General features: G+C 58.4%; 22 protein-coding genes. 3 read left to right on the forward strand and 19 right to left on the reverse strand.

The window, feature by feature from the left end; translation table 11 throughout:
* The first annotated feature begins 96 nt into the window (after positions 1-96).
* Both FJU08_RS09095 and FJU08_RS09100 read left to right on the forward strand, forming a co-directional pair.
* Positions 97-1,200, forward strand: a complete 1,104-nt coding sequence (locus tag FJU08_RS09095) for a CobW family GTP-binding protein (RefSeq protein WP_141148694.1) — start codon at positions 97-99, stop codon at positions 1,198-1,200.
* Positions 1,200-2,186 (forward strand): WD40 repeat domain-containing protein, encoded by a 987-nt coding sequence (locus FJU08_RS09100; RefSeq protein ID WP_141148695.1) that lies wholly within the window; start codon positions 1,200-1,202, stop codon positions 2,184-2,186. The genes FJU08_RS09095 and FJU08_RS09100 overlap by 1 nt, the downstream gene beginning before the upstream one ends.
* A gap of 10 nt (positions 2,187-2,196) precedes the next feature.
* On the opposite strand, the gene FJU08_RS09105 is transcribed toward FJU08_RS09100, so the two are convergent.
* From FJU08_RS09105 to FJU08_RS09145, 9 genes are all read right to left on the reverse strand, one after another.
* Positions 2,197-3,672: a putative bifunctional diguanylate cyclase/phosphodiesterase gene (locus tag FJU08_RS09105; RefSeq protein ID WP_141148696.1), complete on the reverse strand. Its 1,476-nt coding sequence runs from the start codon at positions 3,670-3,672 to the stop codon at positions 2,197-2,199.
* A 317-nt stretch (positions 3,673-3,989) separates the two neighbouring features.
* Entirely contained in the window at positions 3,990-4,391 is a 402-nt protein-coding gene (locus FJU08_RS09110; RefSeq protein WP_141148697.1) for a F0F1 ATP synthase subunit epsilon, read from the reverse strand.
* 144 nt (positions 4,392-4,535) lie between these two features.
* On the reverse strand, positions 4,536-5,972 hold the full coding sequence (gene atpD / locus FJU08_RS09115; protein WP_141148698.1) for a F0F1 ATP synthase subunit beta: 1,437 nt from the start codon (positions 5,970-5,972) through the stop codon (positions 4,536-4,538).
* Positions 5,973-5,993: 21 nt separating this feature from the next.
* Positions 5,994-6,878 carry a F0F1 ATP synthase subunit gamma gene (locus tag FJU08_RS09120; RefSeq protein ID WP_141148699.1) on the reverse strand — a complete coding sequence of 295 codons (885 nt, stop codon included), beginning with the start codon at positions 6,876-6,878 and terminating at the stop codon, positions 5,994-5,996.
* A 31-nt stretch (positions 6,879-6,909) separates the two neighbouring features.
* Entirely contained in the window at positions 6,910-8,439 is a 1,530-nt protein-coding gene (gene atpA, locus FJU08_RS09125) for a F0F1 ATP synthase subunit alpha (RefSeq protein WP_141148700.1), read from the reverse strand.
* Positions 8,439-9,005, reverse strand: a complete 567-nt coding sequence (locus FJU08_RS09130; protein ID WP_141148701.1) for a F0F1 ATP synthase subunit delta — start codon at positions 9,003-9,005, stop codon at positions 8,439-8,441. The genes atpA and FJU08_RS09130 overlap by 1 nt, the downstream gene beginning before the upstream one ends.
* Positions 9,006-9,245: 240 nt before the next feature.
* A complete protein-coding gene (locus tag FJU08_RS09135) occupies positions 9,246-9,632 on the reverse strand; it encodes a hypothetical protein (RefSeq protein WP_141148702.1) in 387 nt (128 codons plus the stop codon).
* A 71-nt stretch (positions 9,633-9,703) separates the two neighbouring features.
* Complete coding sequence (locus FJU08_RS09140; protein WP_141148703.1) at positions 9,704-11,914, reverse strand: primosomal protein N'; 2,211 nt, start codon at positions 11,912-11,914, stop codon at positions 9,704-9,706.
* A 69-nt stretch (positions 11,915-11,983) separates the two neighbouring features.
* The gene (locus tag FJU08_RS09145; protein ID WP_141148704.1) at positions 11,984-12,895 is read right to left on the reverse strand and encodes a GNAT family N-acetyltransferase; all 912 of its coding nucleotides are present in this window, start codon (positions 12,893-12,895) and stop codon (positions 11,984-11,986) included.
* Positions 12,896-13,039: 144 nt separating this feature from the next.
* Between FJU08_RS09145 and FJU08_RS09150 the strand changes: the two genes are divergently transcribed.
* Complete coding sequence (locus tag FJU08_RS09150) at positions 13,040-13,975, forward strand: tyrosine recombinase XerC (RefSeq protein WP_141148705.1); 936 nt, start codon at positions 13,040-13,042, stop codon at positions 13,973-13,975.
* Positions 13,976-14,233: 258 nt separating this feature from the next.
* On the opposite strand, the gene FJU08_RS09155 is transcribed toward FJU08_RS09150, so the two are convergent.
* The 10 genes from FJU08_RS09155 to sucC all read right to left on the reverse strand — a co-directional run bounded on the left by FJU08_RS09155 (position 14,234) and on the right by sucC (position 25,143).
* Entirely contained in the window at positions 14,234-14,473 is a 240-nt protein-coding gene (locus FJU08_RS09155) for a hypothetical protein (RefSeq protein ID WP_141148706.1), read from the reverse strand.
* A 214-nt stretch (positions 14,474-14,687) separates the two neighbouring features.
* Positions 14,688-14,936, reverse strand: coding sequence for a hypothetical protein (locus tag FJU08_RS09160; RefSeq protein WP_141148707.1), 249 nt, complete (start codon positions 14,934-14,936; stop codon positions 14,688-14,690).
* A gap of 187 nt (positions 14,937-15,123) precedes the next feature.
* Positions 15,124-15,624, reverse strand: a complete 501-nt coding sequence (locus FJU08_RS09165; protein ID WP_141149015.1) for a cytochrome b — start codon at positions 15,622-15,624, stop codon at positions 15,124-15,126.
* 100 nt (positions 15,625-15,724) lie between these two features.
* On the reverse strand, positions 15,725-17,131 hold the full coding sequence (lpdA, locus tag FJU08_RS09170; protein ID WP_141148708.1) for a dihydrolipoyl dehydrogenase: 1,407 nt from the start codon (positions 17,129-17,131) through the stop codon (positions 15,725-15,727).
* Positions 17,132-17,242: 111 nt separating this feature from the next.
* Complete coding sequence (locus tag FJU08_RS09175) at positions 17,243-17,878, reverse strand: LysE family transporter (RefSeq protein WP_141149016.1); 636 nt, start codon at positions 17,876-17,878, stop codon at positions 17,243-17,245.
* Positions 17,879-17,906: 28 nt separating this feature from the next.
* Positions 17,907-18,521 (reverse strand): LysE family translocator, encoded by a 615-nt coding sequence (locus FJU08_RS09180; protein WP_141148709.1) that lies wholly within the window; start codon positions 18,519-18,521, stop codon positions 17,907-17,909.
* A gap of 26 nt (positions 18,522-18,547) precedes the next feature.
* Positions 18,548-19,750, reverse strand: a complete 1,203-nt coding sequence (gene odhB, locus FJU08_RS09185) for a 2-oxoglutarate dehydrogenase complex dihydrolipoyllysine-residue succinyltransferase (protein ID WP_141148710.1) — start codon at positions 19,748-19,750, stop codon at positions 18,548-18,550.
* A 111-nt stretch (positions 19,751-19,861) separates the two neighbouring features.
* Entirely contained in the window at positions 19,862-22,846 is a 2,985-nt protein-coding gene (locus FJU08_RS09190; protein WP_141148711.1) for a 2-oxoglutarate dehydrogenase E1 component, read from the reverse strand.
* Positions 22,847-23,025: 179 nt separating this feature from the next.
* Entirely contained in the window at positions 23,026-23,931 is a 906-nt protein-coding gene (sucD, locus tag FJU08_RS09195) for a succinate--CoA ligase subunit alpha (protein ID WP_141148712.1), read from the reverse strand.
* 18 nt (positions 23,932-23,949) lie between these two features.
* On the reverse strand, positions 23,950-25,143 hold the full coding sequence (sucC, locus tag FJU08_RS09200; protein WP_141148713.1) for an ADP-forming succinate--CoA ligase subunit beta: 1,194 nt from the start codon (positions 25,141-25,143) through the stop codon (positions 23,950-23,952).

Below are 25,143 nucleotides of genomic sequence, written 5' to 3' on the forward strand. Positions count from 1 at the left end.
AAAGCAAGACAAGATCGGAGCGGCAATCCCTTACACTGCCTTGCCCCCAGGTTCGCCACTTCTTATATAGGTTTTCAAAATCTCAAGGAATTTGCCATGACAGACACGCAAACGACGTCGCCCATTCCGGTCACGGTTCTGACCGGTTATCTGGGCTCTGGAAAGACCACGCTTCTCAACCGCATCCTTTCCGAAAACCACGGCAAACAATATGCCGTCATCGTCAACGAGTTCGGCGAGATCGGCATTGATAACGACCTGATCGTCGAATCCGATGAAGAAATCTACGAAATGAACAATGGCTGCGTCTGCTGCACGGTGCGCGGCGACCTGATCCGCGTTGTCGAAGGCCTGATGCGCCGGCCGCGCCGTTTTGACGGAATCATCATTGAGACCACGGGGCTTGCCGATCCGGTTCCCGTTGCGCAGACATTTTTCATGGATGATGACGTGCGCACCAAGACCGCGCTCGATGCCGTTGTGACGCTGGTCGATGCCAAGCACCTGCCCCTGCGTCTGAAGGACAGCCGCGAGGCCGAGGACCAGATCGCCTTTGCCGATATCGTGCTGTTGAACAAGACAGATCTTGTGACCCCGGAAGAACTGGCCAATGTCGAAAGCCTGATCCGTGCGATCAATCCTTCGGCACGCATTCACAAGACCGAGCGCTCCAGCATCGATCTTTCCAGGGTTTTGAACCAGAGCGCTTTCGACCTGAAGCATGTTCTGGAAAACGACCCGCATTTCCTCGACCATGATGATCCGGACCATATCTGCGGCCCTGACTGTGATCACCATCATCACGATCATGACCACCATGACCACCATGACCATGATCACCACCATCATGATCATCAAGAGCATGACCATCATCATCATGGCATGTCGGACCACCACGACATCACCGTGACCTCGGTATCGCTTCGCGCCGGTGAACTCGATCCGAACCGCTTCTTCCCGTGGATCCAGTCGGTCACCCAGAATCAGGGACCGAATATTCTCCGCCTCAAAGGCATTCTTGCATTCAAGAATGACCCGGAACGCTATGTGGTTCAGGGCGTTCACATGATCATCGAAGGTGATCACCAGCGCGCCTGGAAGGATGGCGAGCGCCATGAAAGCCGGCTGGTCTTCATCGGTCGCGAACTGGATGCCGAGAAGCTCGAAAAGACCTTCCATGCCTGCGAGGCCGCGCACTGATGGCCAGTGTCGCGCCTTTTGATCTGGACGATCACATCGTCGCCGCCCATTTCGTCGGCGACGTTCCCTTCTTTGCCGGTGCCAGCGGCGCCATCCATCGCCTCGATGACGGTGCAAAGGTGACAGAAGCCCATGATGGGCTTTTGACCTGTATCCGCGATCCTTTCAGCCCCAGCCTTGTCACCGGGGGAGAGGATGGCCGGGTCCTGCGCATCAACGCCGACGGCTCGCTCACCGGGATCGCCGAGCAGCCGCGCAAATGGATTTCCGTTGTTGCGGCTGGACCGCAGGGCGCCGTTGCCTATGGCCTCGGCAAGGAAAGCCACGTCGTTCTCGATGGCCAGGAGCAGGTCTTCACCGAGGAGCGCAGCGTCGAGGCGATCGCCTTCGCGCCGAAAGGCTTAAGAATTGCCGCTGCCCGATACAATGGTGCCTCGCTGCACTGGGTCACCACCAGCGCCCCGCCGGTCGATCTCGACTGGAAGGGCGCGCATATCATGGCCTGCTTCTCACCTGATGGCCGCTTCCTTGTGACATCAATGCAGGAAAATGCCCTGCATGGCTGGAAGCTTGACGTCAAGCCGGGAACCGAAGCACGCCATATGCGCATGTCGGGCTATCCCGCCAAGGTGAAGTCCTGGTCCTGGTCGCCACGCGGCAAATGGCTCGCCACATCCGGTGCGCCCGCCGCCATTGTCTGGCCCTTTGCCGGCAAGGATGGCCCCATGGGCAAGGCGCCTCTGGAGCTGGGGACCCGCGCCGACATCATGGTCACCAGCGTTGCCTTCCACCCGGCAGACGAGGTTCTGGCGATCGGCTTTGTCGATGGCATGGTGCTGGCAGTCCGGCTTGCCGACGAAAAGGAAGCCCTGATGCGCCGTCCCGGCAAGGGCGCCATCACCGGCATGTCCTGGGATCAGAGCGGCAAGCGCCTGGCCTTTGCCTCCGAAGCCGGCGATTGCGGTATTATCGACCTGTCAGCCTGAGAAAGACGCTTCAGCGCGATTGTTGCTTGTCCAGAAACGCACCGATTGACTGCGCCGCAACCGGGCGGGAATAGAGATATCCCTGCCCGGCAACACCACCCTGATGGCGGATCCAGTCAGCCTGATCTTCTGCCTCAATCCCCTCTGCCACGGTTGGCAGGCCGAGTGCGGCACAAAGGCCGAGCATCGAGCGAACGATCTTTTCGCTCTCCGCATCATGCCCCAGCCCGGTCACGAAGGAACGATCGATCTTGACCCGGTCAAAGGGGAAATCACGCAAGTGCCTGAGGCTTGAATAGCCAGTTCCAAAGTCATCGAGTGCAATGCGAACACCGATATCCCTGAGCCTGGAAATATTGGCATGCGCCATCTCAATATCCTCGACAAGAGCAGTTTCCGTGACCTCAATCTCCAGACGTGCGGGCGGCAGACCCGTTTCATCGAGAATTGCGATTGTCTTGTCGCTAAGCGCCAGGTTCCTAAGCTGGCTCGGCGCCACATTGACCGCGATCGGAACCTCAGAAGGCCACGTCATCGCATCACGACAGGCCGCCGTCAGCACAATCATATAGAGGTCGTCAACCAGACCGGCATCCTCTGCGACGGAAATGAACTGCCTCGCCTCAAGCAGGCCAAGCCGCGGATTTTGCCACCGCGCCAGAACCTCGACCGCCGACACTGTTTCGTCAGCAAGGTCAACGATCGGCTGATAGAACGGCACGACTTCGCCACGCACCAGTCCTTTGCGCAATTCTTCCTCAAGTGTCAGCCGCTCACGGATCCGGACATCAAGCACAGCGTCGAAATAGGCGCAGCGATTGCGGCCCGCCGATTTGGCCTGATACATGGCGATATCCGCCCGCTGAACCAGTGTCTGCCAGTCTGACGCATCCTGCGGGTACATCGCGACGCCGAGACTGACCGTCGTATCGATTGCCCGGCCGCCAGCAGCAACCGGCCGTGCCACCGCCGCAAGGATACGCTGGGCAAGACCGGCAACAAGCTCGTCATCGACATCTTCGTCCATGATGATGGCAAACTCATCGCCGCCGAGACGTGCAACGAAATCATAGGGTCTCAATGCGCCCGTCAGGCGTTCTGCCAGTGCCTGCAACAGCTGATCACCAACGGCATGACCGAGATTGTCATTCACCTGCTTGAAGCGATCAAGATCGAGAAATATCAGCGCCATCACATGACCGCGCCGCCGCGCCCTGAGCATACGGCGCTCACACTCCTCCTCAAACAGCCTGCGATTGGCAAGGCCGGTCAAGGGATCATGGCGCGCCATCATCGCAGCCTTGCTTTCGGCCAGTCGCCGACGTTGGACTTCACGCCGAAGCGTTCCCGCGCGGATAATCAACTGAAATGCCAGCGCGAATGAGGCGACCATCAATGCCGTGAAGAATTCATCGAGCTGCCAGTTCTCATGCGCACGGGAGAACTGATAGAGGCGCTCGAAGGAATCAATGGACAGAAGCAGCACAAAAATGCCGAGCGACGCAGCCGTTATGAATAGATAGGGCCAACCGCCCCGCCTGAATTTTCGAAAGAGTAGCCTGTTCCGTCGATGCCGCGGCAACACCTGCCCCACTTCCCATTTGAGGCGCTGACTCCCTCCGCCAGCACCGGTAAAAATACAAATTTGGTCGTAATTTAAACCAGTTCAGCAGATTTCCAAACAAAGAACCGTCAAACCAGCCCCGTTCGCATCATCGTTTCCGCCGGCCCGTCGCTCCAGAGGCAAAAAAACCGCTGCCAGACAGCAGCGGTCTTCATATTCGCCAGTTCATTCGCCCAAAATCAGGCTGGCAGAACCGTCTTGTTCAGCTGCGTCAACTCACCCAGCAGCTGTTCAATCGCGCTCTTCTTTTCATGCTGGGCATGTTCCAGATCAGCGCGCAGCTGCTTGATGCGCTTTTCAATCGCATTGCTTGCTTCGCCGACGGGAACCGCCGATTCGGCCAGCACTGTGCAGTTTTCGCCCTGGATATCGGCAAAGCCACCAAACACCAGAAACTGAACCACATCACCTTCCGGCTTGCGGAACTTGACCATGCCAGCTTTCAGCGTTGTCATCATCGGCGCGTGGTGTGCCATCACGGTCACTTCGCCTTCGCTTGCCGGAATGACCACAGAGCTGACCTCCGCCGAAGCAAGAAGGCGTTCCGGGGAAACAAGTTCGAAAATCAGCGTGTCAGCCATTGTGCTCTCGTCTCTTGTCTGTTTTCCCGTCGACAAACGCGTTCGGCTTCAAGGCCGTCAGCGCAATGACCCTTATCATTGTCGTCCGGGCGCGCGGTCCGCGCCAACCAGAACCTGTCCGGTCGGCGCAGCACCTTGTTCAAATCAGGCGGCAGCCGCGAGCTTCTTGGCCTTCTCAACCGCATCTTCGATCGTTCCGACCATGTAGAAGGCGGCTTCGGGAAGGTGGTCATATTCACCTTCGACCAGTCCCTTGAACGAACGGATCGTGTCTTCAAGCGGAACAAGCACGCCCGGCGAACCGGTGAAGACTTCAGCCACGTGGAAGGGCTGCGACAGGAAGCGCTCGATCTTGCGGGCGCGGGCAACCGTCAGCTTGTCTTCTTCGGAAAGCTCGTCCATGCCAAGAATGGCTATGATGTCCTGCAGTGACTTGTAGCGCTGCAGCGTCGACTGAACGGCACGGGCAACTTCGTAATGCTCTTCACCGACAATCATCGGGTCCAGCATACGCGAGGTCGAATCGAGCGGGTCGACGGCCGGGTAAATGCCCTTTTCAGCGATCGAACGGTTTAGCGTCGTCGTTGCGTCAAGGTGGGCAAAGGAGGTGGCCGGTGCCGGGTCGGTCAAATCGTCGGCGGGCACGTAAATGGCCTGGACCGAGGTGATCGAACCCTTGGTGGTCGAGGTGATACGCTCCTGCAGGGCACCCATATCGGTCGCCAGCGTCGGCTGATAGCCAACGGCCGAAGGAATACGGCCAAGCAGAGCCGAGACTTCGGAGCCGGCCTGGGTGAAGCGGAAGATGTTATCAACGAAGAACAGAACGTCCTGGCCCTGATCGCGGAACGATTCAGCAATCGTCAGACCGGCCAGAGCGACACGCGCACGGGCGCCCGGAGGCTCATTCATCTGACCGTAGACCAGAGCGCATTTGGAACCGGCAGCAGAGCCGTTGTTCTTGTGCGGGTCGACGTTAACATTCGACTCGATCATTTCGTGATAGAGGTCGTTGCCTTCGCGGGTACGCTCACCAACACCGGCAAATACCGAATAACCACCATGGGCCTTGGCGATGTTGTTGATCAGTTCCTGAATGAGAACCGTCTTGCCAACGCCGGCGCCGCCGAACAGGCCGATCTTGCCGCCCTTGGCGTAAGGCGCCAGAAGATCGACGACCTTGATGCCCGTTACCAGGATCTCGGCTTCGGTCGACTGTTCGATATAGGGCGGTGCTTCCTGGTGGATGCCGCGGCGCTCGGTGGTTTCCACCGGTCCGAGTTCATCAACAGGCTCGCCGATCACGTTCAGGATACGGCCAAGCGTTGCTTCACCGACCGGAACCGAAATCGGAACCCCCATATTGGTTACCTTCTGACCGCGAACGAGACCTTCGGTCGCATCCATGGCGATGGTACGGACTTCGTTCTCGCCGAGGTGCTGTGCAACCTCGAGCACGAGACGATGACCGTTATTTTCGGTTTCAAGCGCATTCAAGATCTTCGGCAGCTCACCGTCGAAAGCTACGTCCACGACGGCGCCGATGATCTGCGTTACTTTACCGACAGAGGCCTCAGCCATGTCAAAACCCTCTTTTTAGTGTCAGAGCGCCTCGGCGCCCGCAATAATCTCAATCAGTTCCGTGGTGATCTGTGCCTGACGCTGACGGTTAAAGGACAGCGTCAGCTTGTCGATCATCTCACCGGCATTGCGCGTCGCATTGTCCATCGCCGACATCTTGGCGCCCATCTCACCGGCCACATTTTCGAGCAGTGCCCGAAAAATCTGCACGCGGATATTGAGCGGCACAAGCCGGGTCAGAATGCTTTCCGCATCCGGCTCGTATTCATATGGCGTCGTCGCTTCACCGCTCGCCGCTTCGGCCGTTTCAGGCGCTGCAGCCGGGATCAGTTGCAGGCCGGTCGGCACCTGGGAAATGACCGACTTGAATTCAGCATAAAACAGCGTGCAGACGTCGAAATCGCCATCGGCAAACATCTTCATGATGCGATTGCCAATATCCTCGGCATTCGAAAAGCCGATCTTGCGGACTTCGCGCAGATCCGCGCGTTCCACCACCAGCTCGCCAAATTCGCGTCGCAGCGCATCATAGCCCTTGCGGCCAACGCAGAATAGCTTGACCGTCTTGCCCTCGGCAATCAGCTTGCGGGCATGATCGCGCGCAAAACGCGCAATCGAAGAGTTAAAGCCACCGCAAAGTCCGCGTTCTGCGGTGCAGACAACGAGAAGATGGACATTGTCCTTGCCATTGCCCTTCATCAGGGCGGGCACATCCTCGCCATTGCCGACAGCAACCGAAAGGTCAGCCATCACCTTGCTCATGCGCTCCGAATAGGGCCGCGCATGCTCCGCCGCCTCCTGAGCACGACGCAGCTTCGCCGCGGCGACCATCTGCATCGCCTTGGTGATCTTCTGCGTCGCCTTCACCGAGGCAATGCGAAGCTTCAGATCCTTCAATGAAGCCATGGATTCACGATCCTCGCTCTAGCACCCGGTTTCAGGAGAAGTTCTTGGCGAATGCTTCAATAGCCGCCTTGAGCTTGCCCTTCAGTTCATCATTCAGTGCCTTCTGGGTGCGAATGCCCTCCAGAACGTCACTGGCCTCACCGCGCAGATAGGCCAGAAGGCCCTGCTCGAACTTGCTGACCTGATTGACCGGCAGCTTGTCGAGATAGCCGTTCACGCCGGCATAAATGACAGCAACCTGTTCTTCGGTCTTCAACGGCGAGAACTGCGGCTGCTTCAAAAGCTCGGTCAGACGCGCACCGCGGTTCAGCAGACGCTGGGTCGCGGCGTCAAGGTCGGAGCCGAACTGGGCGAAGGCCGCCATTTCGCGATACTGAGCAAGCTCACCTTTGATCGAGCCGGCAACCTGCTTCATCGCCTTGATCTGAGCCGATGAACCAACACGCGACACCGACAGACCAACGTTAACGGCCGGACGGATACCCTGATAGAAAAGGTCCGTTTCAAGGAAGATCTGGCCATCGGTGATCGAGATCACATTGGTCGGAATGAAGGCCGAAACGTCGTTACCCTGGGTTTCAATAACCGGCAGAGCCGTCAGCGAACCGGCACCGCGATCTTCGGAAAGCTTGGCAGCGCGTTCCAGAAGACGCGAATGCAGATAGAAAACGTCGCCCGGATAAGCTTCACGGCCCGGCGGGCGGCGCAGGAGCAGCGACATCTGGCGATAGGCCACAGCCTGCTTGGAAAGGTCATCATAAGCGATCAGGGCATGCATGCCATTGTCGCGGAAATATTCACCGATCGCGCAGCCAGCAAAGGGCGCGATATACTGCATCGGCGCCGGATCGGACGCGGTAGCGGCGATCACGACCGAATATTCCAGCGCGCCACGCTCTTCGAGCACCTTCACGAACTGGGCAACGGTCGAACGCTTCTGGCCAACGGCGACATAGATGCAATAAAGCTTTTCCGAATCCGGGCCGGAAGCATGGATCGGCTTCTGGTTCAGGAAGGTATCGAGAATGATCGCGGTCTTGCCGGTCTGGCGGTCGCCAATGACGAGCTCACGCTGGCCGCGGCCGATCGGGATCAGCGCATCCACAGCCTTCAGGCCGGTCGACATCGGCTCATGCACCGACTTGCGCGGAATGATGCCCGGTGCCTTGACGTCGACACGCGAACGCTGATCGGCAACGATCGGCCCCTTGCCGTCAATCGGGTTGCCCAGCGCGTCAACAACGCGGCCGAGCAGGCCCGGACCAACAGGAACGTCAACGATGGCGCCGGTGCGCTTGACGACGTCACCTTCGCCGATATCACGGTCAGAACCGAAGACAACCACACCAACATTGTCTGCTTCCAGGTTCAGAGCCATGCCCTGCACACCAGAGGAAAACTCAACCATTTCGCCAGCCTGAACGTTGTCCAGACCGTAAACACGGGCAATACCGTCACCAACCGAAAGGACCTGGCCGACTTCCGAGACTTCAGCCTCCTCGCCGAAATTTTTGATCTGCTCTTTCAGAATTGCGGAAATTTCCGCGGCCCGGATATCCATCAGCCAACCTCTTTCAGTGAAAGCTTAAGTTTGGAGAGTTTCGTACGCAGGGATGTATCGATCTGGCGTGCACCGACCTTGACGATCATGCCGCCGAGAAGCGAAGCATCCTCGGTGAGGGAAAGGCTTACATCCTTGCCCGTGACACCTTTCAGCGCCGTCTTCAATTCTTCCTGTTGTTCATTGGTCAGCGCATGCGCGACCGTCACCTCCGCCGTGAGTTCGCCGCGCTTTTCAGCCACAAGCGACTTATAGGCGGCTATCATGCCCGGAAGGGCAAAAAGCCTGCGGTTTTTGGCGACCAGCTTGACGAAATTGGCAGCCAAGCCTGAAACGCCAGCCTTATCAAGCACAGCCACGATCGCGCGGGACTGTTCGTCAGCGCTGAATACGGGACTTGCGACAAGCCGGCGGAAATCCGCACTTTCCTGGTAAAGCGAATCGATGTTCTGAAGCGCAGCGCCGGTCTCATCGATGCTGCTGGCTTCTTCAGCAAGCTCGAATAGCGAAACGGCGTAACGCCGCGCCACGTCGGAAACGGGTTGCGATGCGTCTGTCACAGGCACTTAATCCCCTCAAACCTAAGGCCACCCTTACCCCGCTCCCCATGCGGACAAGTGACCTGTAAACGATCAGAATATCCTCGAGAAACAGCAAAAAACAGCCTTGCTCTTTCAATAGTCGGCCTCCGTCTAGCACAGGAAACCCGCCCTCGCAACACAGGTTTAGCCGCTTTCAAGGCCTCTGTGAGCTTTCTCGGACATAAGTAGAATATGGTCAAAAACAGAGCGCAAAAAGAGCGCCTGTCAGAACCAGCCCAGACCGTAAAGCAGCATGAACACGCCACCGACGATCTGAAGAACCAGAAAGATGCCACCCCTGACCGAACGATCCTTGAGCGTTGCCATCCACAAAAGCCGTGTCAGGAAACCGAAAATCAGCGCCAGCCCGATCGTGCGATAGACCATCTGCTGATTGAAGAGCAGCGCCATCAGCGAAAGGCCGGCATAGGCGCCGCCGATGAATGAACGCACCTGAACGCTCTGGATATTTTCTTCACGCAGACCGGAAAAGCCGACCATGGCAAGCATGCGCAATGGCGCAAGCGCAACAATCAGCCCCCAAACGAAAATCACGATCGCCATGAAAAGCGCAATCTGTCCGACAAAGCTGTCAGGCCAGTAAAGACTCATCATCTCCTCCACACCATTACACATCCTGTGCCGGGCGAATGTCGAGGCGACCGGCATTTTATCCTTATTAGTTAGAGGAAGCTTTGGGGATCAATGTCAAGCTGAACATGAACGGAACCCCGCTCTTTTGGCCCATTCGCGATCATTGTCCCGAGATAAGTCTGAATATCATCCGCCCGGCGTCCATGCACCAGCAGGCGGAAACGGTGACGGCCGCGTATCAGCGCCAGCGGCGCCTCCGCTGGCCCGAGTATGGCAATCGTGGCCGAGAAGGGGGCTGCTGAACGAAGGCCGCGCGCATGCTGCTCGGCATCCTGGCGCGTATCTGCCGAGACAATCACCGAGGCAAGCCGGCCAAAGGGCGGCAATCCGCCCTTTTCCCGCTCATTGATCTCGCGCTCGTAAAAAGCCTCGGCGTCGCCCGAGACAATGGCCTGCATCACCGGATGCATCGGCTGATAGGTCTGGATGAGACCAAGGCTCTTCCGCCCCGTACGCCCTGCCCGGCCGGTCACCTGCGACAGGAGCTGGAATGTCCGTTCGGCCGCACGGGGATCTCCGTTGGACAGACCGATATCGGCATCGACAACCCCGACAAGCGTGATCAGCGGAAAATTATGCCCCTTGGCGACCAGTTGCGTGCCGATAACGATATCCGCCTCGCCTTTGGCAACCGCTTCAAGCTCCAGCCTGAGCCGCTTGACCCCGCCCGCCAGATCCGATGACAGGATGATGATCCGCTTTTCGGGAAAATGCTTCTCCGCCTCCTCGGCGATGCGCTCCACACCCGGACCGCAGGCGGCCAGATGATCAAGCGTGCCGCATTCCGGGCAGGCTTCCGGCACACGCTCGGCATAGCCGCAATGATGGCACATCAGCTGGCCGCGAAAGCGATGCTCCACCAGCCAGCTGGCGCAGTTCGGACACTGGAAGCGATGGCCGCAGACGCGGCACAGCGTCAGCGGCGCATAGCCGCGCCGGTTCAAAAACAACAGCGCCTGCTCGCCGCGCCCGACGGTCTTGCCGATTTCCTCCAGCAGCACGGGCGACAGAAAGCCGCCGCGCGCCGGCGGATGACGCCTGAGATCGACGGTCTTGAGATCCGGCAGCGCCGCTTCGCGATAGCGCCCCGGCAGGTGGATCCGCTCATAACGACCGGCCAGCGCATTGACCTGACTTTCCACCGAAGGCGTCGCTGACACCAGAACCACCGGAAAGCCGCCAATACGCGCCCTGACAACAGCCATGTCACGGGCGTTGTAGAAAACCCGGTCTTCCTGCTTATAGGCAGGATCATGCTCTTCATCGACGATGATCAGTCCGAGATCGGCAAAGGGCAGGAACAGAGCCGAGCGCGCGCCTGCCACAACCCGGATTTCGCCCTCCGCAGTCTGCCGCCAGACCTTTTCACGCATGCGCGGCGGAAGATCGGAATGCCATTCACCGGGCTTTGCGCCGAAACGATCCTCGAAGCGTTCAAGAAAAGCGGCCGTCAGTGCAATCTCCGGCAGGAGAATCAGCACCTGCTTGCCCCGTTTCAGCGTCTCGGCAATTGCTTCGAAATAGACCTCGGTCTTGCCGGAACCGGTGACACCATCGATCAGCGACACGGAAAAGGCGTGTTGTGCGGCAGCATGACGCAGGGCCTCACCCGCTTCAAGCTGGTCACCGGCGAGATCTGCCGGCGCGTGATCAGGATCAGGGGTTGCGACAACCGGCGGCGGCGGCAAAAACTCCGTATCGAAGACACCGGCCTTCATCAGCCCGTCAACCACGCCAGGCGTAACGCCAGCAGCGCGGGCGAGGCCAAGCCGCGTCCAGCCGGTGCCATTTTCGGCAAGTTCCAGAACACGCGCACGCGCCGGTGTCAGCCGCTCCGGGCGCGCATCCGTCAGCACCAGCCCCTCGACCATCGGCTCCGGCTCAAGCGCTGCCGGTGCGCGCATCGCCATGCGGGCAATCAGACCCGGCGGTGACAGCGTGTAGGCCGCCACCCAGTCGATAAACCGGCGCATCTCATCTGAGACCGGCGGGCAGTCGAAAACATGGGTGATCGGGCGCAGCTTTTTCGGGTCGACGCCATCGCCATCGCCCTGATCCCAGACAACGCCGATCAGCTGACGCGGGCCGACCGGCACCTGAACGATACTGCCCGGCCCAACGGCCATGCCCTCCGGCACGGCATAGGAATAGGGACCAGCGACCGGCAGAGGCACCAGAACAGGCACCGTGCGCTTCAACACCGGCACCTCACCGAAAAGATCAAGCAGTTCGTTCGTCATTGGCCCTGGAGATTGCCTGTCACGACCCCGAAAGTGAAGCGGACGCTTCACGAACGGGCGCTACCCGCCTCAAGCAGCGGATTTGAAAGAGAAGACAGCGTCCGGATTATCCGCCAGCGCGTGGACCGTGTGATATTCCAGCGCCGCCGTTGCAGCCTGCGGATCACCATCCAGCTGATCCGGCATGATCATATTGCCGATGGTGAAATCGAACCGATCGCCCTTCTTGTTCAGCAATTCATGAAACACGGTCATGTCACGAAGCTCGGTCGACCATTTGGCGAACCAGTAGAACAGGCCGGAATTGCGTGCCTTCAGGTTCACCGGCAGCACCGGCAGATTATATTTGCGCGCGAAGCCAACAGCCGAGGTTTTCCACGGGCGTTCATTGAGCTTGCCATTGGCCCAGTAGGCAATGCGCCCGGAGGGAAACAGCACTGTGGCCTTCTCCTCCTTGATCGCCCGATTGGTGACCTGCAGCGTCTCGCGCGCCTTGAGCTTGCTCTTGAACTCCTCGCGCCACTCCACCGGAATCACCATCTCGACAAGGCGCGGATTGACCCGGACCGCATCCCGGTTGGCGAAGAACATCATATCCGGCCGGCGTTCCTTCAGCAGATCGAACACCGCCACACCGTCAGCGATCCCCGTGGGGTGGTTGGAGACCATCAGAAAACCGCCGGTTTCAGGAATCCGCTCGCGCTGCTGGCAATAGATATTCAGCTTCAGCTTGTTGCTGAGATATTCCATCACCTGATAACCGCCCATGGACTGGGTGTCATTGGCAAACTCGATGGCACGCCCATAACCGAGCATGGCATAGAGAAACGGCCGCATCACCGGCCAGAAAGGGCTGTGGACAATCTGCTGGCCGCGCTCGGCAATCAGGGTATCAACGATATGACCGGGCCGCCCCTGAGACACCAGGGCAATCGCCTCGGCGAACTGCGTCAGGGCTGATGATGACTCACGACGCGCCATTGGAATTCCCGCATCCTCCGAAGGATTCGCATGTTATTTCAATGTGAAAGAACAATGACACCTCCCTCTGATCCGTTAGTCTTTTGCTAACACACTTTACTGCAAAATCGTCAACCGGCAAGAAATTCCTTGGACGGACAACGTATGGAAAGATTTCTCATTCCCGCTGATGCGGCATTGAATGCGCTTCGTCAAGACTGGCTGTCATCGCTAACGGAAGAACGAAGGCTATCCGACAACACGATGATTGCCTATGAGCGTGACACGCGGCAGTTTCTCCAGTTCCTCTGCGGCCATCTGGCCCACCCTGTCCGCCTTGCCGATATTGCAGCACTCAGACCTGCGGATCTGCGTGCCTATCTTGCCTTTCGCCGCAAAGGCGGCGTGGAGGCACGAACACTGGGCCGCGACCTGGCGGGTCTGCGCTCTTTTCTGCGTTGGCTGGAAAAAAAAGACCTCGCCAATGCTGCAGGCGCACGCGCCATGCGCTCGCCGCGCCAGCCGAAATCGCTGCCAAAACCACTGGCACGCGATGAGGCGCTTCTGGTGACCCAGGCGACCGCCCAGCGCGCCGAAGAACCCTGGATTGCCGCCCGCAATGCCGCTATTTTCTGCCTGCTCTATGGCGCGGGCCTGCGCATTTCCGAGGCGCTGGCGCTGACACCTGACGATTTTGCCGGCCGCCCGACCTCGCTGCGCATCCGCGGCAAGGGCAACAAGACACGACTGGTACCGCTGCTCGAAATCGTGCTGGACAGCGTTGAGGATTATATCAGGCTCTGCCCCTATGCGCCCGGCCCTGATGACGCATTGTTTCGCGGGCAAAAGGGCAAGCCCCTGCAACCGGCCATCATCCAGCGTGAGATGCAGGCCATGCGCGGCGCGCTCGGCCTGCCGGACACAGCCACGCCGCACGCGCTGCGTCATTCATTCGCCACGCATCTGCTGGCCGCTGGCGGCGATCTCAGAACCATACAGGAACTGCTTGGCCATGCCAGCCTTTCGACAACCCAGATCTATACCGGGGTCGACACAGGTCACCTGCTCGATATCTATGATCGCGCCCATCCACGCGCTTAAAGCGCCGATCTGAAAGAAGCAGATCGGCGCTCGATCCAGTTGTTTTCGCCGCACGATCCTGTCGATCCTCGCTTCGCTCCGGTCGGATCAAACGCGAGATATGGGCTTTCGGAATCTAATTGGCGGCTGGTTTCGTGAGCCCGATGGCAAAGCCGGGAAGCTGGAACATCGGAGAAAACCTCACCTGTCGAGAACGCCAGACGCAAATGAGCCTCGCGGCAAAGCTGCCAGGCTCATGTCACCGGACAATGACAACGGTCAGTGCCTCTTATCATGCATGTCAACCAGCTTGAACGTGCCGGAAGGCCCGACGCGATAGGTTTTCACGACATCCTCGTCCATGATTCCCTTCCCCTCAACCGACACAAGATCGCCGACCTTTGCATGCTTTTCAAGCGCGACCTCGGCAACGCTCCTCTCCGGCTCCGCCTCGCCAGCAAAGCCGGTACCGGCACTGGCGGCACAAACGAGAACCGACAGCGTGATCAATTTCCTCATGTTCATTTCCTGCATAACTATTTTCAGATCATGCTGAGCGTGGATTGCTCACTGTCATTATTCGAACCTATTCAATTTATAAAATGATATATCAGTATATAATATATATATAATTATAATTTACATGAATCCACGTAAACACAGACAAAATTAAAGAACCTCCGCAGACATATTCTGCGGAGTCTCCCTGTAAAACAGATATACTCGGCCTGTTTTAATGCGCAGAGTCGAGACGCTGCTGATAATCAACCAGCTTGAACGTGTTATTCGGGCCAACGCGATAGGTTTTTGTCATCGGCTTGCCGACAATGTCCGTGCTCTCGACGGTAACCAGCGAACCAACAGCGGCCTGCTGCTCGGCGGCAACCTGGGCCGGTGACTGTTCGATCATCGGCTGCGCAGCAAAAGCTGCGCTGGTGCCGGCGATCAGAGCGATAGCGGATGCTGCAATAATCTTCTTCATGTCTGTTTCCTTGGATGTATTTTTACGCGACCTTCTTGGTCGTCTGAGTTTTATTTAGAAAACAGATAGGTATTATTCAATAAAAAATACAACAAAAAGAAAATAAAGTAATTATATTAATTATTTCTTATATCGAAAAAGCAATAAATAATAGTAATACTTTGATTCATCCGCCATGTCAGGCAACTCAGCCGCGTGTCATGCGCTTCAACACATCCGTTTTCCACCAGTATTGATGCACGACCACAGCCGCGACATGGGCGACGATCAGCGCCCAAAGCAGAACCTTCAGCGGTCCGCCATGAACTTCACCCGCGATATCGACACCGCCGTAATAGGCCAGAATGCCACTGATCGGCATCAGGAAAAACAGGATGTAAAAGGTCCAGTGTGCGATTCGGGAGGCGAGCTGTAGAACCGGCGGTTCTTCTGCCGGCTCTGCCGGTACGCCCTCAGTCAATCTGAGCGCCAGCCGAAGCAAGGCGAGGACGAGAATCGCGATGCCAACATAAGCATGGATATTGGCTGAAGATATCTCGTCAGGCGTCGGCGTCTGCCCCTTATAGATCAACCGGGACCAGTGTTCCATGCCGTCGGAAAAGATAAGATTGAAGAAAATCAACAGCATCATCACCCAGTGAAGGATGCGTTGTGACACTGAGAAGGAAAGTGGAGTAGCAGACACTATTTTTCTCCGATTTTTCAATTAGATAGACGTGTCGCCAGTAAATAAAAATGCGGCCCGCAAAGCAAGCCGCATTTTCGTCTTCACTAATTTAGCCGTCTGATTACATATGGATCGGCTTGAAGAAAGTCGCCATGGCCGCTTCCTTGACGGCTTCCGACATGGTCGGATGCGCGTGGCAGGTGCGTCCCAGATCTTCCGACGAGCCGCCAAATTCCATCAGAACCGCAGCTTCGTGGATCATCTCGCCAGCGCCGAAGCCGACGATGTGAACACCAAGCACACGATCGGTTGCCTTGTCGGCCAGAACCTTAACGAAACCGTCTGTCACTTCCATGGCGCGCGCACGGCCATTGGCCATGAAGGGGAACTTGCCAACGCTGTAAGCAATACCAGCAGCCTTCAGCTCTTCTTCGGTTTTGCCGACGGCAGCCACCTCCGGCTGGGTGTAGACAACGCCCGGAATCACATCATAGTTCACGTGACCAGCCTGGCCGGTCAGGATCTCGGCCAGAGCGACGCCCTCATCCTCGGCCTTATGCGCCAGCATCGGGCCCTTGACGACATCGCCAATGGCATAGATCCCGTCGACATTGGTCTTGAAGTGATGGTCGATCTCAACCCGGCCGCGCTCATCAAGCTTTACACCGGCTTCTTCGAGACCAAGGCCAGCCGTATAAGGCTTGCGGCCGGTCGCAACGAGGACAATATCGGCTTCCAGCGTTTCCGCGTCACCGCCCTTGACGGGTTCAAAGGTCACCTTGGCACCCTTCTCGGCCTTTTCAACGGCGGTCACCTTGGCAGACAGCTTGAAGTCCAGACCCTGCTTGGCCAGCATCTTCTGGAACTGCTTGGAAACCTCACCGTCCATCGGGCCGAGGATCTTGTCGAGATATTCGACAACCGTGACCTTGGCACCAAGCCGCGACCAGACCGAGCCGAGTTCCAGGCCGATGACACCGCCGCCGACAACGACGAGCTTTTCCGGTACGGACTTCAACGCGATAGCGCCGGTGGAGGAGACAATCGTTTCCTCGTCAATATCAACGGCAACACCGGGAATGCCAGCCACATCCGAACCGGTGGCAATGACGATATTCTTGGCTTCGAGCTCCTGAACCGCGCCGTCTTCAGCCGTCACGGAAACCTTTCCGGCCGAAACAATCTTGCCCGTTCCCTGGAAGGCATCGATCTTGTTCTTCTTGAACAGGAAGGCCACACCGTCGACATTCGACTTCACGACGCTGTCCTTGTGCGCCATCAGCTTGCCGTGATCAAGTTCGACACCGGCAAGCTTCACACCCAGGCTCTCCATGCCATGCGCCGCATGGGCATAGGTCTCCGAGGCATGCAGCAGGGCCTTTGAGGGGATGCAGCCGACATTGAGGCAGGTTCCGCCATAGGTGGCGCGCTTTTCGACAACAGCCACCTTCAGCCCGAGCTGCGAGGCCTTGACCGCGCAGACATAGCCGCCAGGGCCGGACCCGATTACAACAACATCATATGCCATGGAACTTCCTCTTCTTATCCCGGTGAACCGGACCGGCCTGACGCTTTCTGCGCCGCCCGATACCATGGTCCACCCGTTTGAAAAACAGTTAAACCAAACCTTCCCCGACCATCAGCCCGCCTTCTCGGTGGCAAGCTTCAGCCCGAAGGCAATGAACACGGCGCCGCTGGCGCGGTTGATCCACGTGCTGGCCCGCTCAAAGCCTGCCCGCATCTGCGGCATCGTCAAAAACAGCGAAACGCCGACAAACCACGCGATCAGGCAGCTCGCCATCACCATCCCGTAACCGAATTTCACCGCCGAGGGCGTCGACAGGCTGACGACGGCGGAGAAAATCGAAAGGAAGAAAATCACCGGTTTCGGGTTCAGCGCATTGGCCAGAAAGCCAAGCAGAAAGGCGCGTCTGGCGCTTTGATGGGCGGCCGGCACAGCGGAAACATCCTGCTGCAGCGACACCTTTCCGGCCCGCAGCGACTGAATGCCGAGAAAGATCAGGTAGGCCACGCCGAGCCATTTGACGATATTGAACAGCAGGATCGATTTCGAGATGATCAGCCCAAGACCAAGGATCGTGTAGCTGACGTGAAACATCAGCGAGGTGCCGATGCCGAAGCTGGTCAGGATGGCCGCTTTACGCCCGTGCAGCACCGCCTGGCGGATCACCATGGCCGTATCGGCACCCGGTGCGACAATGGCAAAGGAAAACACCGCCATCAATGATGCCAATTCGATCAGATACTGATGCAGCACGCTCTAAACCTCCGACTGGACCCTGTCACTGCCGCGCGAGCGCAAGCTTCAAACCGAAACCGGCGAAGGCGAGCGCCACCGAACGGCGCATCCAGACCATCACCGCCTCGCTGGAAAGAACGCGGTCGCGCATCAGCGCCGACAGCTGACCATAGATGACAAAGACGACGAATGTCATCACCATGAAGGTCGCAGAAAGCGCAAGCATCTGCAAAAGCGCATCGCCGCGCCCGGCGTCGATGAACTGCGGCAGAAAGGCGAGAAAGAACACCGACAGTTTCGGGTTTAAAATATTGAGCAGAAAACCGTCGCGCACGACGCCAAACACGCTGCGCGTCTTCATGCCGGAAGATGAGACCGCCATGGTGCCACGCTCTTTCAGCGTCATCCAGGCAAGATAGATGAGATAGGCGACGCCGGCGATCTTGACCGTCTGAAAGGCGATCGCGCTGGTGTGAAACAGGGCAGCGAGGCCGAAGATCGACGCGGCAATGGCCGGAACAATGCCGAATGTACAGCCAAGGGCGGCAGCGATGGAAGCGCGCCGCCCTTGTGAGAGACCAATGGCAAGGGTGTAGACGACACCCGTGCCGGGGATAAGGACCACGACCAGCGCAGTGATGAGAAATTCGATGCTCATGGTCCTACCCCCAATGCGACCAGCTTTTAGAGATCGAGAACCAGACGTTCCGGATCTTCGAGGCTCTCCTTGACGCGAACCAGGAAGGTCACCGCTTCCTTGCCGTCGACCATGCGGTGGTCATAGGACAGCGCGATATACATCATCGGGCGGATGACGATCTGGCCGTTGACGACCATCGGGCGTTCCTGGATCTTGTGCATGCCGAGAATGCCCGACTGCGGTGCATTCAGGATCGGCGAGGACATCAGCGAGCCGTAGATACCGCCATTGGTGATGGTGAAGCTGCCGCCCTGCATGTCGGCCATCGAAAGCTGGCCATCACGGGCAGCCTTGGCGAGGCGGGCGATATCGGCTTCAATCTCGGCGATCGACATCTGGTCGGCATCGCGGACAACCGGAACAACCAGGCCCTTGTCTGTGCCAACGGCAACGCCGATATTGCAGAAGTTCTTGTAGATGATGTCGGTACCGTCGATCTCGGCGTTGACAGCAGGCAGCTCCTTCAGCGCGTGGGTGACGGCCTTGGTGAAGAAGCCCATGAAGCCGAGCTTCACATTGTGCTTCTTGAGGAACAGGTCCTTGTACTTGTTGCGCATGGCCATCACGGCCGTCATGTCCACCTCGTTATAGGTGGTCAGCATGGCTGCAGTGTTCTGGGCATCCTTCAGACGCTTGGCAATGGTCTGGCGCAGGCGGGTCATCTTGACGCGTTCTTCGCGGGCGGCGTCTTCAACCGAAGACGGTGCGCGCGGCGCGGCAGCGGCAGGCGCAGCAGGTGCGGCCGTGCCCTTGGCAACGGCGGCAATAACGTCGCCCTTCAGGATCTGGCCACGCTTGCCCGAACCGTCAACATCACCGGCAGCAATGCTCTTTTCGGCCATCAGCTTGGCAGCAGCCGGTGCAGCCGGCATTTCGCCCGATGCAGCAGCAGGGGCTGCGGCGGGTGCAGGCGCCGCGGCGGCAGCCGGAGCGGCGGCGGCAGCGCCAGCACCTTCGGCGATCTGACCCAGCAGCGCGTTCAGCTCAACCGTGTCGCCTTCGTTGGCAACGATCTCGCTCAGCGTGCCGGCTGCGGGTGCCGGAACTTCGATGGTCACCTTGTCGGTTTCCAGTTCCAGGATCGGTTCGTCGACAGCGATCGCGTCGCCGACCTTCTTGTACCAGGTGCCGACCGTCGCTTCAGTAACGGATTCGCCCAGAGTGGGAACACGGATTTCAGTAGCCATTGTTTCAATCCTGAATTGACTGTTCGTTTTAGCAGCGTCTTCCCGCCGCTGCAGAAAGACCGAAAGCATCTAAAGGACGGCCCCGGCATGATTGGCCGGGACCACTCTATATCAATCGCCGAGCGCGTCGTCGAGGAAGGCGGCAAGCTGCGCCAGATGCCGCGACATCAGACCCGTCGCAGGCGATGCGGAAGCCGGGCGTCCGGTATAGCGAACGCGGGTGTGCTTGGCATCGATATGGGTCAGCACCCATTCCAGATAGGGCTCGATGAAGGACCAGGCACCCATATTCTTGGGCTCTTCCTGGCACCACACCATCTCGGCATTCTTGAAGCGCGACAGCATGTTGATCAGCGCCTTGGCCGGGAACGGATAGAGCTGTTCGACACGCAGCAGGTAGACATCGTCAATGCCGCGCTTCTCGCGCTCTTCGAACAGATCGTAATAGACCTTGCCCGTGCACAGCACGACGCGACGGATCTTGGCGTCCTTTTGCAGTTTGATCGGACCGTCCTGCTCGACGGCATCATCCCAGAGCAGGCGATGGAAGGCGGTTTCGCCTGCCATATCGGCCAGCGTCGACTGGGCGCGCTTGTGACGCAGCAGCGACTTCGGCGTCATCAGGATCAGCGGCTTGCGGAAGTCGCGCTTCAGCTGACGGCGCAGAATGTGGAAGTAGTTAGCCGGCGTCGTGACATTGGCAACCTGCATGTTGTCTTCCGCGCAAAGCTGCAGCCAGCGCTCCAGACGGGCCGAGGAATGTTCCGGACCCTGACCTTCATAGCCATGCGGCAGCAGGCAGACGAGACCGGACATGCGCAGCCACTTGCGCTCACCCGACGAAATGAACTGGTCGAAGACCACCTGGGCGCCATTGGCAAAGTCACCGAACTGGGCTTCCCAGAGCGTCAGCGCATTGGGACGGGCCAGCGAATAGCCATATTCAAAGCCAAGGACGGCTTCTTCCGAGAGCATCGAATTGATGACCTCATAGCGGCCCTGACCGGAACGGATATTCTGCAGCGGGATATAGCGCTCTTCGCTTTCCTGATCATAGAGAACCGAGTGACGCTGCGAGAAGGTGCCGCGCTCGCAATCCTGACCGGACAGACGAACCTTGAAGCCCTCATAGACCAGCGAACCAAAGGCAAAGGCTTCCGCCGTCGCCCAGTCGATCCCCTCGCCCGTCTCAACCATATGAGCGCGGTTATCCATGAAGCGCTTGATGGTCTTGTGGGCGTGGAAGCCTTCCGGAACCTCGGAAAGCTTCTTGCCGATTTCCTTGAGCGTCTTCATCGGCACGGCCGTCTTGCCGCGACGCTGCTCATCGGCATTGTCGGCGGTGCGAAGACCGGACCATTCGCCATCCAGCCAGTCGGCCTTGTTCGGCTTGTAGGACTGACCCGCATCGAATTCCTGATCGAGATAGGCCCGCCAGTCGGCCTGCATCTGATCGAATTCTTCGCGCTTGATCAGGCCTTCGGCGATCAGCCGTTCGGCATAAAGCTCGGTGACCGTCTTGTGGCCGCGGATGACCTTGTACATCTTCGGCTGCGTGAAGGCGGGCTCGTCACCTTCATTGTGACCGAAGCGGCGATAGCAGAACATGTCGATAACGACAGGCTTGTGGAACTTCATGCGGAATTCGGTCGCAACCTTGGCCGCGTAGGTCACCGCTTCCGGATCATCGCCATTGACGTGGAAGATCGGCGATTCAATCATCTTCGCAACATCCGAGGGATAGGGCGAAGAGCGCGAGAAGGCCGGATTGGTGGTGAAGCCGATCTGATTGTTGACGATGAAGTGAACCGTACCGGCGACGCGGTGGCCGCGCAGACCGGACAGGCCGAGAATTTCGGCAACAACGCCCTGGCCGGCAAAGGCGGCATCGCCATGCAGCAGCATCGGCATGACCTTGGCGCGCTCGTCCAGCGGCACGATCTCGCCTTCGCGACGCGTGGCAATGATGTCCTGCTTGGCGCGGGCCTTGCCCATGACAACGGGGTCGACGATTTCCAGATGCGACGGGTTCGCCGTCAGCGACAGGTGAACCTTGTTGCCATCGAATTCGCGATCGGAAGAGGCGCCGAGGTGGTACTTGACGTCGCCCGAACCTTCCACTTCATCGGGTTTGAAGGAACCGCCCTTGAATTCGTGGAAAATGGCGCGGTGCGGCTTGGCCATGACCTGGGACAAAACGTTCAGACGGCCGCGATGCGGCATGCCGAGCACGATTTCCTGAAGGCCAAGCGATCCACCGCGCTTGATGATCTGCTCCATCGCCGGGATCAGCGATTCACCGCCATCAAGGCCGAAACGCTTGGTACCCTTATATTTGACGTCAAGGAACTTTTCGAAGCCTTCCGCCTCGATCAGCTTCTGCAGGATCGCCTTCTTGCCGTTTTCGGTGAAGAAGATGCCTTTTTCCGGGCCCTCAATGCGCTCCTGGATCCAGGCCTTCTGCTCCGGATTGGAAATATGCATGAACTCGACACCGAGCGTCGAGCAATAGGTGCGGGTCAGAATGTCGACCATCTCGCGGATGGTGGCATATTCGAGACCAAGAACATTATCGATGAAGATCGGACGGTCGAAGTCGGCCTCGGTAAAGCCATAGGCCTGGGGCGACAATTCGTTGTAATCGTCATCGGCCATGCCGGCGAGGCCGAGCGGGTCGAGATTGGCATGCAGATGGCCGCGCATGCGAAAGGCGCGGATCATCATGATCGCGCGAACCGAATCGCGGGTGGAGCGCAGCAGGTCTTCGCTCGAAAGCTTGCTTCCCGCGGCGGCGGCCTTGTCCTTGATCTTCTTCTCAACGGTCTTTTCAACCGTACCCCAGTCACCGTCCAGCGCCGCCGTCAGGTCATCCTTGGGCGTGACGGGCCAGTTGGCCTTTTTCCAGGAAGCACCGGCGGCAGACTTCTTCACTGCAGCCGGGTCGTCACCGAGCGACTTGAAGAAATCGCGCCATTCCTCGGAAACGGAGTTGGGGTTGTCCTCATAGGCCGCATAGAGCTGCTCGATATAGGTCGCATTGGCGCCATCGAGAAAGGACGTGAGGAGAAATTGTTCGTTGGCTTCCTGTCTTGCCATGTGCACCTTCGCGGACCAAACCGTCCGCCTCCCGCTTCAATTCGCTTTGCCGGCTTCATTGCCGGGCAAAACGGCGTGGGTTGAAAAAACCCGTTTTCCGGACCGTGCTTCAAATCCCGGAAAAAACGGTAAATGCATGGCGGAAATCATTCCGCCATGCCTCTTATTCACAAAATGGTTCAGCCCTTGAGAACTTCAACCAGGGTCTTGCCAAGACGTGCCGGGGAAGGCGAAACCTTGATGCCGGCCGCTTCCATGGCCGCGATCTTCGATTCTGCATCGCCCTTGCCGCCGGAAACGACAGCACCGGCATGACCCATGGTGCGGCCCTTCGGGGCAGTCCGGCCAGCGATAAAGCCAGCCATCGGCTTGCTACGGCCCTTCTTGGCTTCGTCGATCAGGAACTGGGCTGCATCTTCTTCAGCCGAACCGCCGATTTCACCGATCATGATGATCGATTCGGTGGCATCGTCTGCAAGGAACATTTCCAGCACGTCGATGAATTCGGTGCCCTTGACCGGGTCGCCGCCGATACCGACAGCGGTGGTCTGACCGAGACCTTCATTGGTGGTCTGGAACACGGCTTCGTAGGTGAGCGTACCCGAACGTGAAACGATACCGACCGAACCCTTGCGGAAGATCGAGCCCGGCATGATGCCGATCTTGCATTCTTCCGGCGTCAGGATACCCGGGCAGTTGGGGCCGAGCAGGCGCGACTTGGACTTTTCAAGCTTGGCCTTGACCTTCACCATATCCATGACCGGGATACCCTCGGTGATGCAGGTGATGAAGGGGATCTCGGCTTCAATCGCCTCGATGATGGCAGCCGCAGCGCCCGCCGGGGGAACATAGATCACGGACGCATCGGCGCCGGTCTTGTCCTTGGCTTCGGCAACGGAGGCGAAGATCGGCAGTTCCGTGCCGTCAACGCCCGAGCTCCAGGTCTCGCCACCCTTCTTGGGATGAATGCCGCCGACCATCTTCGTGCCGTAATAGGCAAGTGCCTGTTCGGTATGGAAGGTGCCGGTCTTGCCGGTGAGGCCCTGAACCAGAACCTTGGTGTCTTTGTTTACGAGAATAGACATATATCAGGTCCTTCCAGATTAGCCGTTGATCGCCGAAACGATCTTCTTGGCTGCGTCGTCGAGATCGTCAGCAGCCGTAATCGCAAGGCCGGATTCGTTCAGGAGCTTCTTGCCGAGGTCGACATTCGTGCCCTCGAGGCGAACGACGAGCGGAACCTTCAGGCCGACTTCCTTCACAGCTGCGATCACGCCTTCGGCGATAACATCGCAGCGCATGATGCCGCCGAAGATGTTGACGAGGATGCCCTCGACCTTCGGGTCAGCGGTGATGATCTTGAAGGCCGCAGCCACCTTCTCCTTGCCAGCGCCACCGCCGACGTCGCAGAAGTTTGCCGGCTCCTTGCCGTAAAGCTTGATGATGTCCATCGTCGCCATGGCGAGACCGGCACCATTGACCATGCAGCCGATATTGCCGTCGAGAGCAACGTAAGCGAGATCCCACTTGGAAGCTTCGATTTCCTTCGAATCTTCTTCCGTTTCGTCGCGCAGCGCCCGCACGTCATCGTGACGGAACAGCGCATTGCCGTCGAAGGAAACCTTGGCGTCGAGAACGCGCAGACGGCCATTTTCCATGACGATCAGCGGGTTGATCTCAAGCAGGCTCATGTCCTTTTCGACGAAGGCCTTGTAGAGGATCGGGAACAGACGCTCGGCGTCGTTCACGGCTTCACCTTCAAGCTTCAACGCTTCGCAGAGCGTCTTGACATTCGAAGCCGTGACACCGGTTTCCGGGTCGATCGCAACGGTGACGATCTTTTCCGGGGTCTCTTCGGCAACAGCTTCAATATCCATGCCGCCTTCGGTCGAAACGACAAAGGCAACCTGGCCGACCGAACGGTCCACCAGCAGCGAGCAGTAAAGCTCGCGATCGATATCGGCGCCATCTTCGAGATAAAGGCGGTTGACCTGCTTGCCAGCCGGACCGGTCTGCTTGGTGACCAGCGTGTTGCCGAGCATCTCGTCAACGAAGGCCTTGACCTCATCGACCGACTTGGCCAGGCGAACGCCACCCTTGGCATCGGGACCAAGTTCCTTGAACTTGCCCTTGCCGCGACCGCCGGCATGGATCTGGCTCTTGACCACGTAGAGCGGGCCCGGAAGCTTGCCAACGGCAGCTTCGACCTCGTCCTTGGTCAGGATGGCAACACCGTCAGCGACCGGTGCGCCGTAACCCTTGAGCAGGGCCTTGGCCTGGTATTCATGAATGTTCAT

It is taken from the genome of Martelella alba (genome assembly GCF_006516955.1).
In the GTDB taxonomy this organism is placed as follows: domain Bacteria; phylum Pseudomonadota; class Alphaproteobacteria; order Rhizobiales; family Rhizobiaceae; genus Martelella; species Martelella alba.

Coding starts and splice junctions, on each gene's coding strand:
- FJU08_RS09095 (WP_141148694.1), top strand. CDS start 97: ATGACAGACACGCAAACGACGTCGCCCATTCCGGTCACGGTTCTGACC.
- FJU08_RS09100 (WP_141148695.1), top strand. CDS start 1,200: ATGGCCAGTGTCGCGCCTTTTGATCTGGACGATCACATCGTCGCCGCC.
- FJU08_RS09110 (WP_141148697.1), bottom strand. CDS start 4,391: ATGGCTGACACGCTGATTTTCGAACTTGTTTCCCCGGAACGCCTTCTT.
- atpD (WP_141148698.1), bottom strand. CDS start 5,972: ATGGCTGAGGCCTCTGTCGGTAAAGTAACGCAGATCATCGGCGCCGTC.
- FJU08_RS09120 (WP_141148699.1), bottom strand. CDS start 6,878: ATGGCTTCATTGAAGGATCTGAAGCTTCGCATTGCCTCGGTGAAGGCG.
- atpA (WP_141148700.1), bottom strand. CDS start 8,439: ATGGATATCCGGGCCGCGGAAATTTCCGCAATTCTGAAAGAGCAGATC.
- FJU08_RS09135 (WP_141148702.1), bottom strand. CDS start 9,632: ATGAGTCTTTACTGGCCTGACAGCTTTGTCGGACAGATTGCGCTTTTC.
- FJU08_RS09140 (WP_141148703.1), bottom strand. CDS start 11,914: ATGACGAACGAACTGCTTGATCTTTTCGGTGAGGTGCCGGTGTTGAAG.
- FJU08_RS09145 (WP_141148704.1), bottom strand. CDS start 12,895: ATGGCGCGTCGTGAGTCATCATCAGCCCTGACGCAGTTCGCCGAGGCG.
- FJU08_RS09150 (WP_141148705.1), top strand. CDS start 13,040: ATGGAAAGATTTCTCATTCCCGCTGATGCGGCATTGAATGCGCTTCGT.
- FJU08_RS09155 (WP_141148706.1), bottom strand. CDS start 14,473: ATGAGGAAATTGATCACGCTGTCGGTTCTCGTTTGTGCCGCCAGTGCC.
- FJU08_RS09160 (WP_141148707.1), bottom strand. CDS start 14,936: ATGAAGAAGATTATTGCAGCATCCGCTATCGCTCTGATCGCCGGCACC.
- lpdA (WP_141148708.1), bottom strand. CDS start 17,131: ATGGCATATGATGTTGTTGTAATCGGGTCCGGCCCTGGCGGCTATGTC.
- FJU08_RS09180 (WP_141148709.1), bottom strand. CDS start 18,521: ATGAGCATCGAATTTCTCATCACTGCGCTGGTCGTGGTCCTTATCCCC.
- odhB (WP_141148710.1), bottom strand. CDS start 19,750: ATGGCTACTGAAATCCGTGTTCCCACTCTGGGCGAATCCGTTACTGAA.
- FJU08_RS09190 (WP_141148711.1), bottom strand. CDS start 22,846: ATGGCAAGACAGGAAGCCAACGAACAATTTCTCCTCACGTCCTTTCTC.
- sucD (WP_141148712.1), bottom strand. CDS start 23,931: ATGTCTATTCTCGTAAACAAAGACACCAAGGTTCTGGTTCAGGGCCTC.
- sucC (WP_141148713.1), bottom strand. CDS start 25,143: ATGAACATTCATGAATACCAGGCCAAGGCCCTGCTCAAGGGTTACGGC.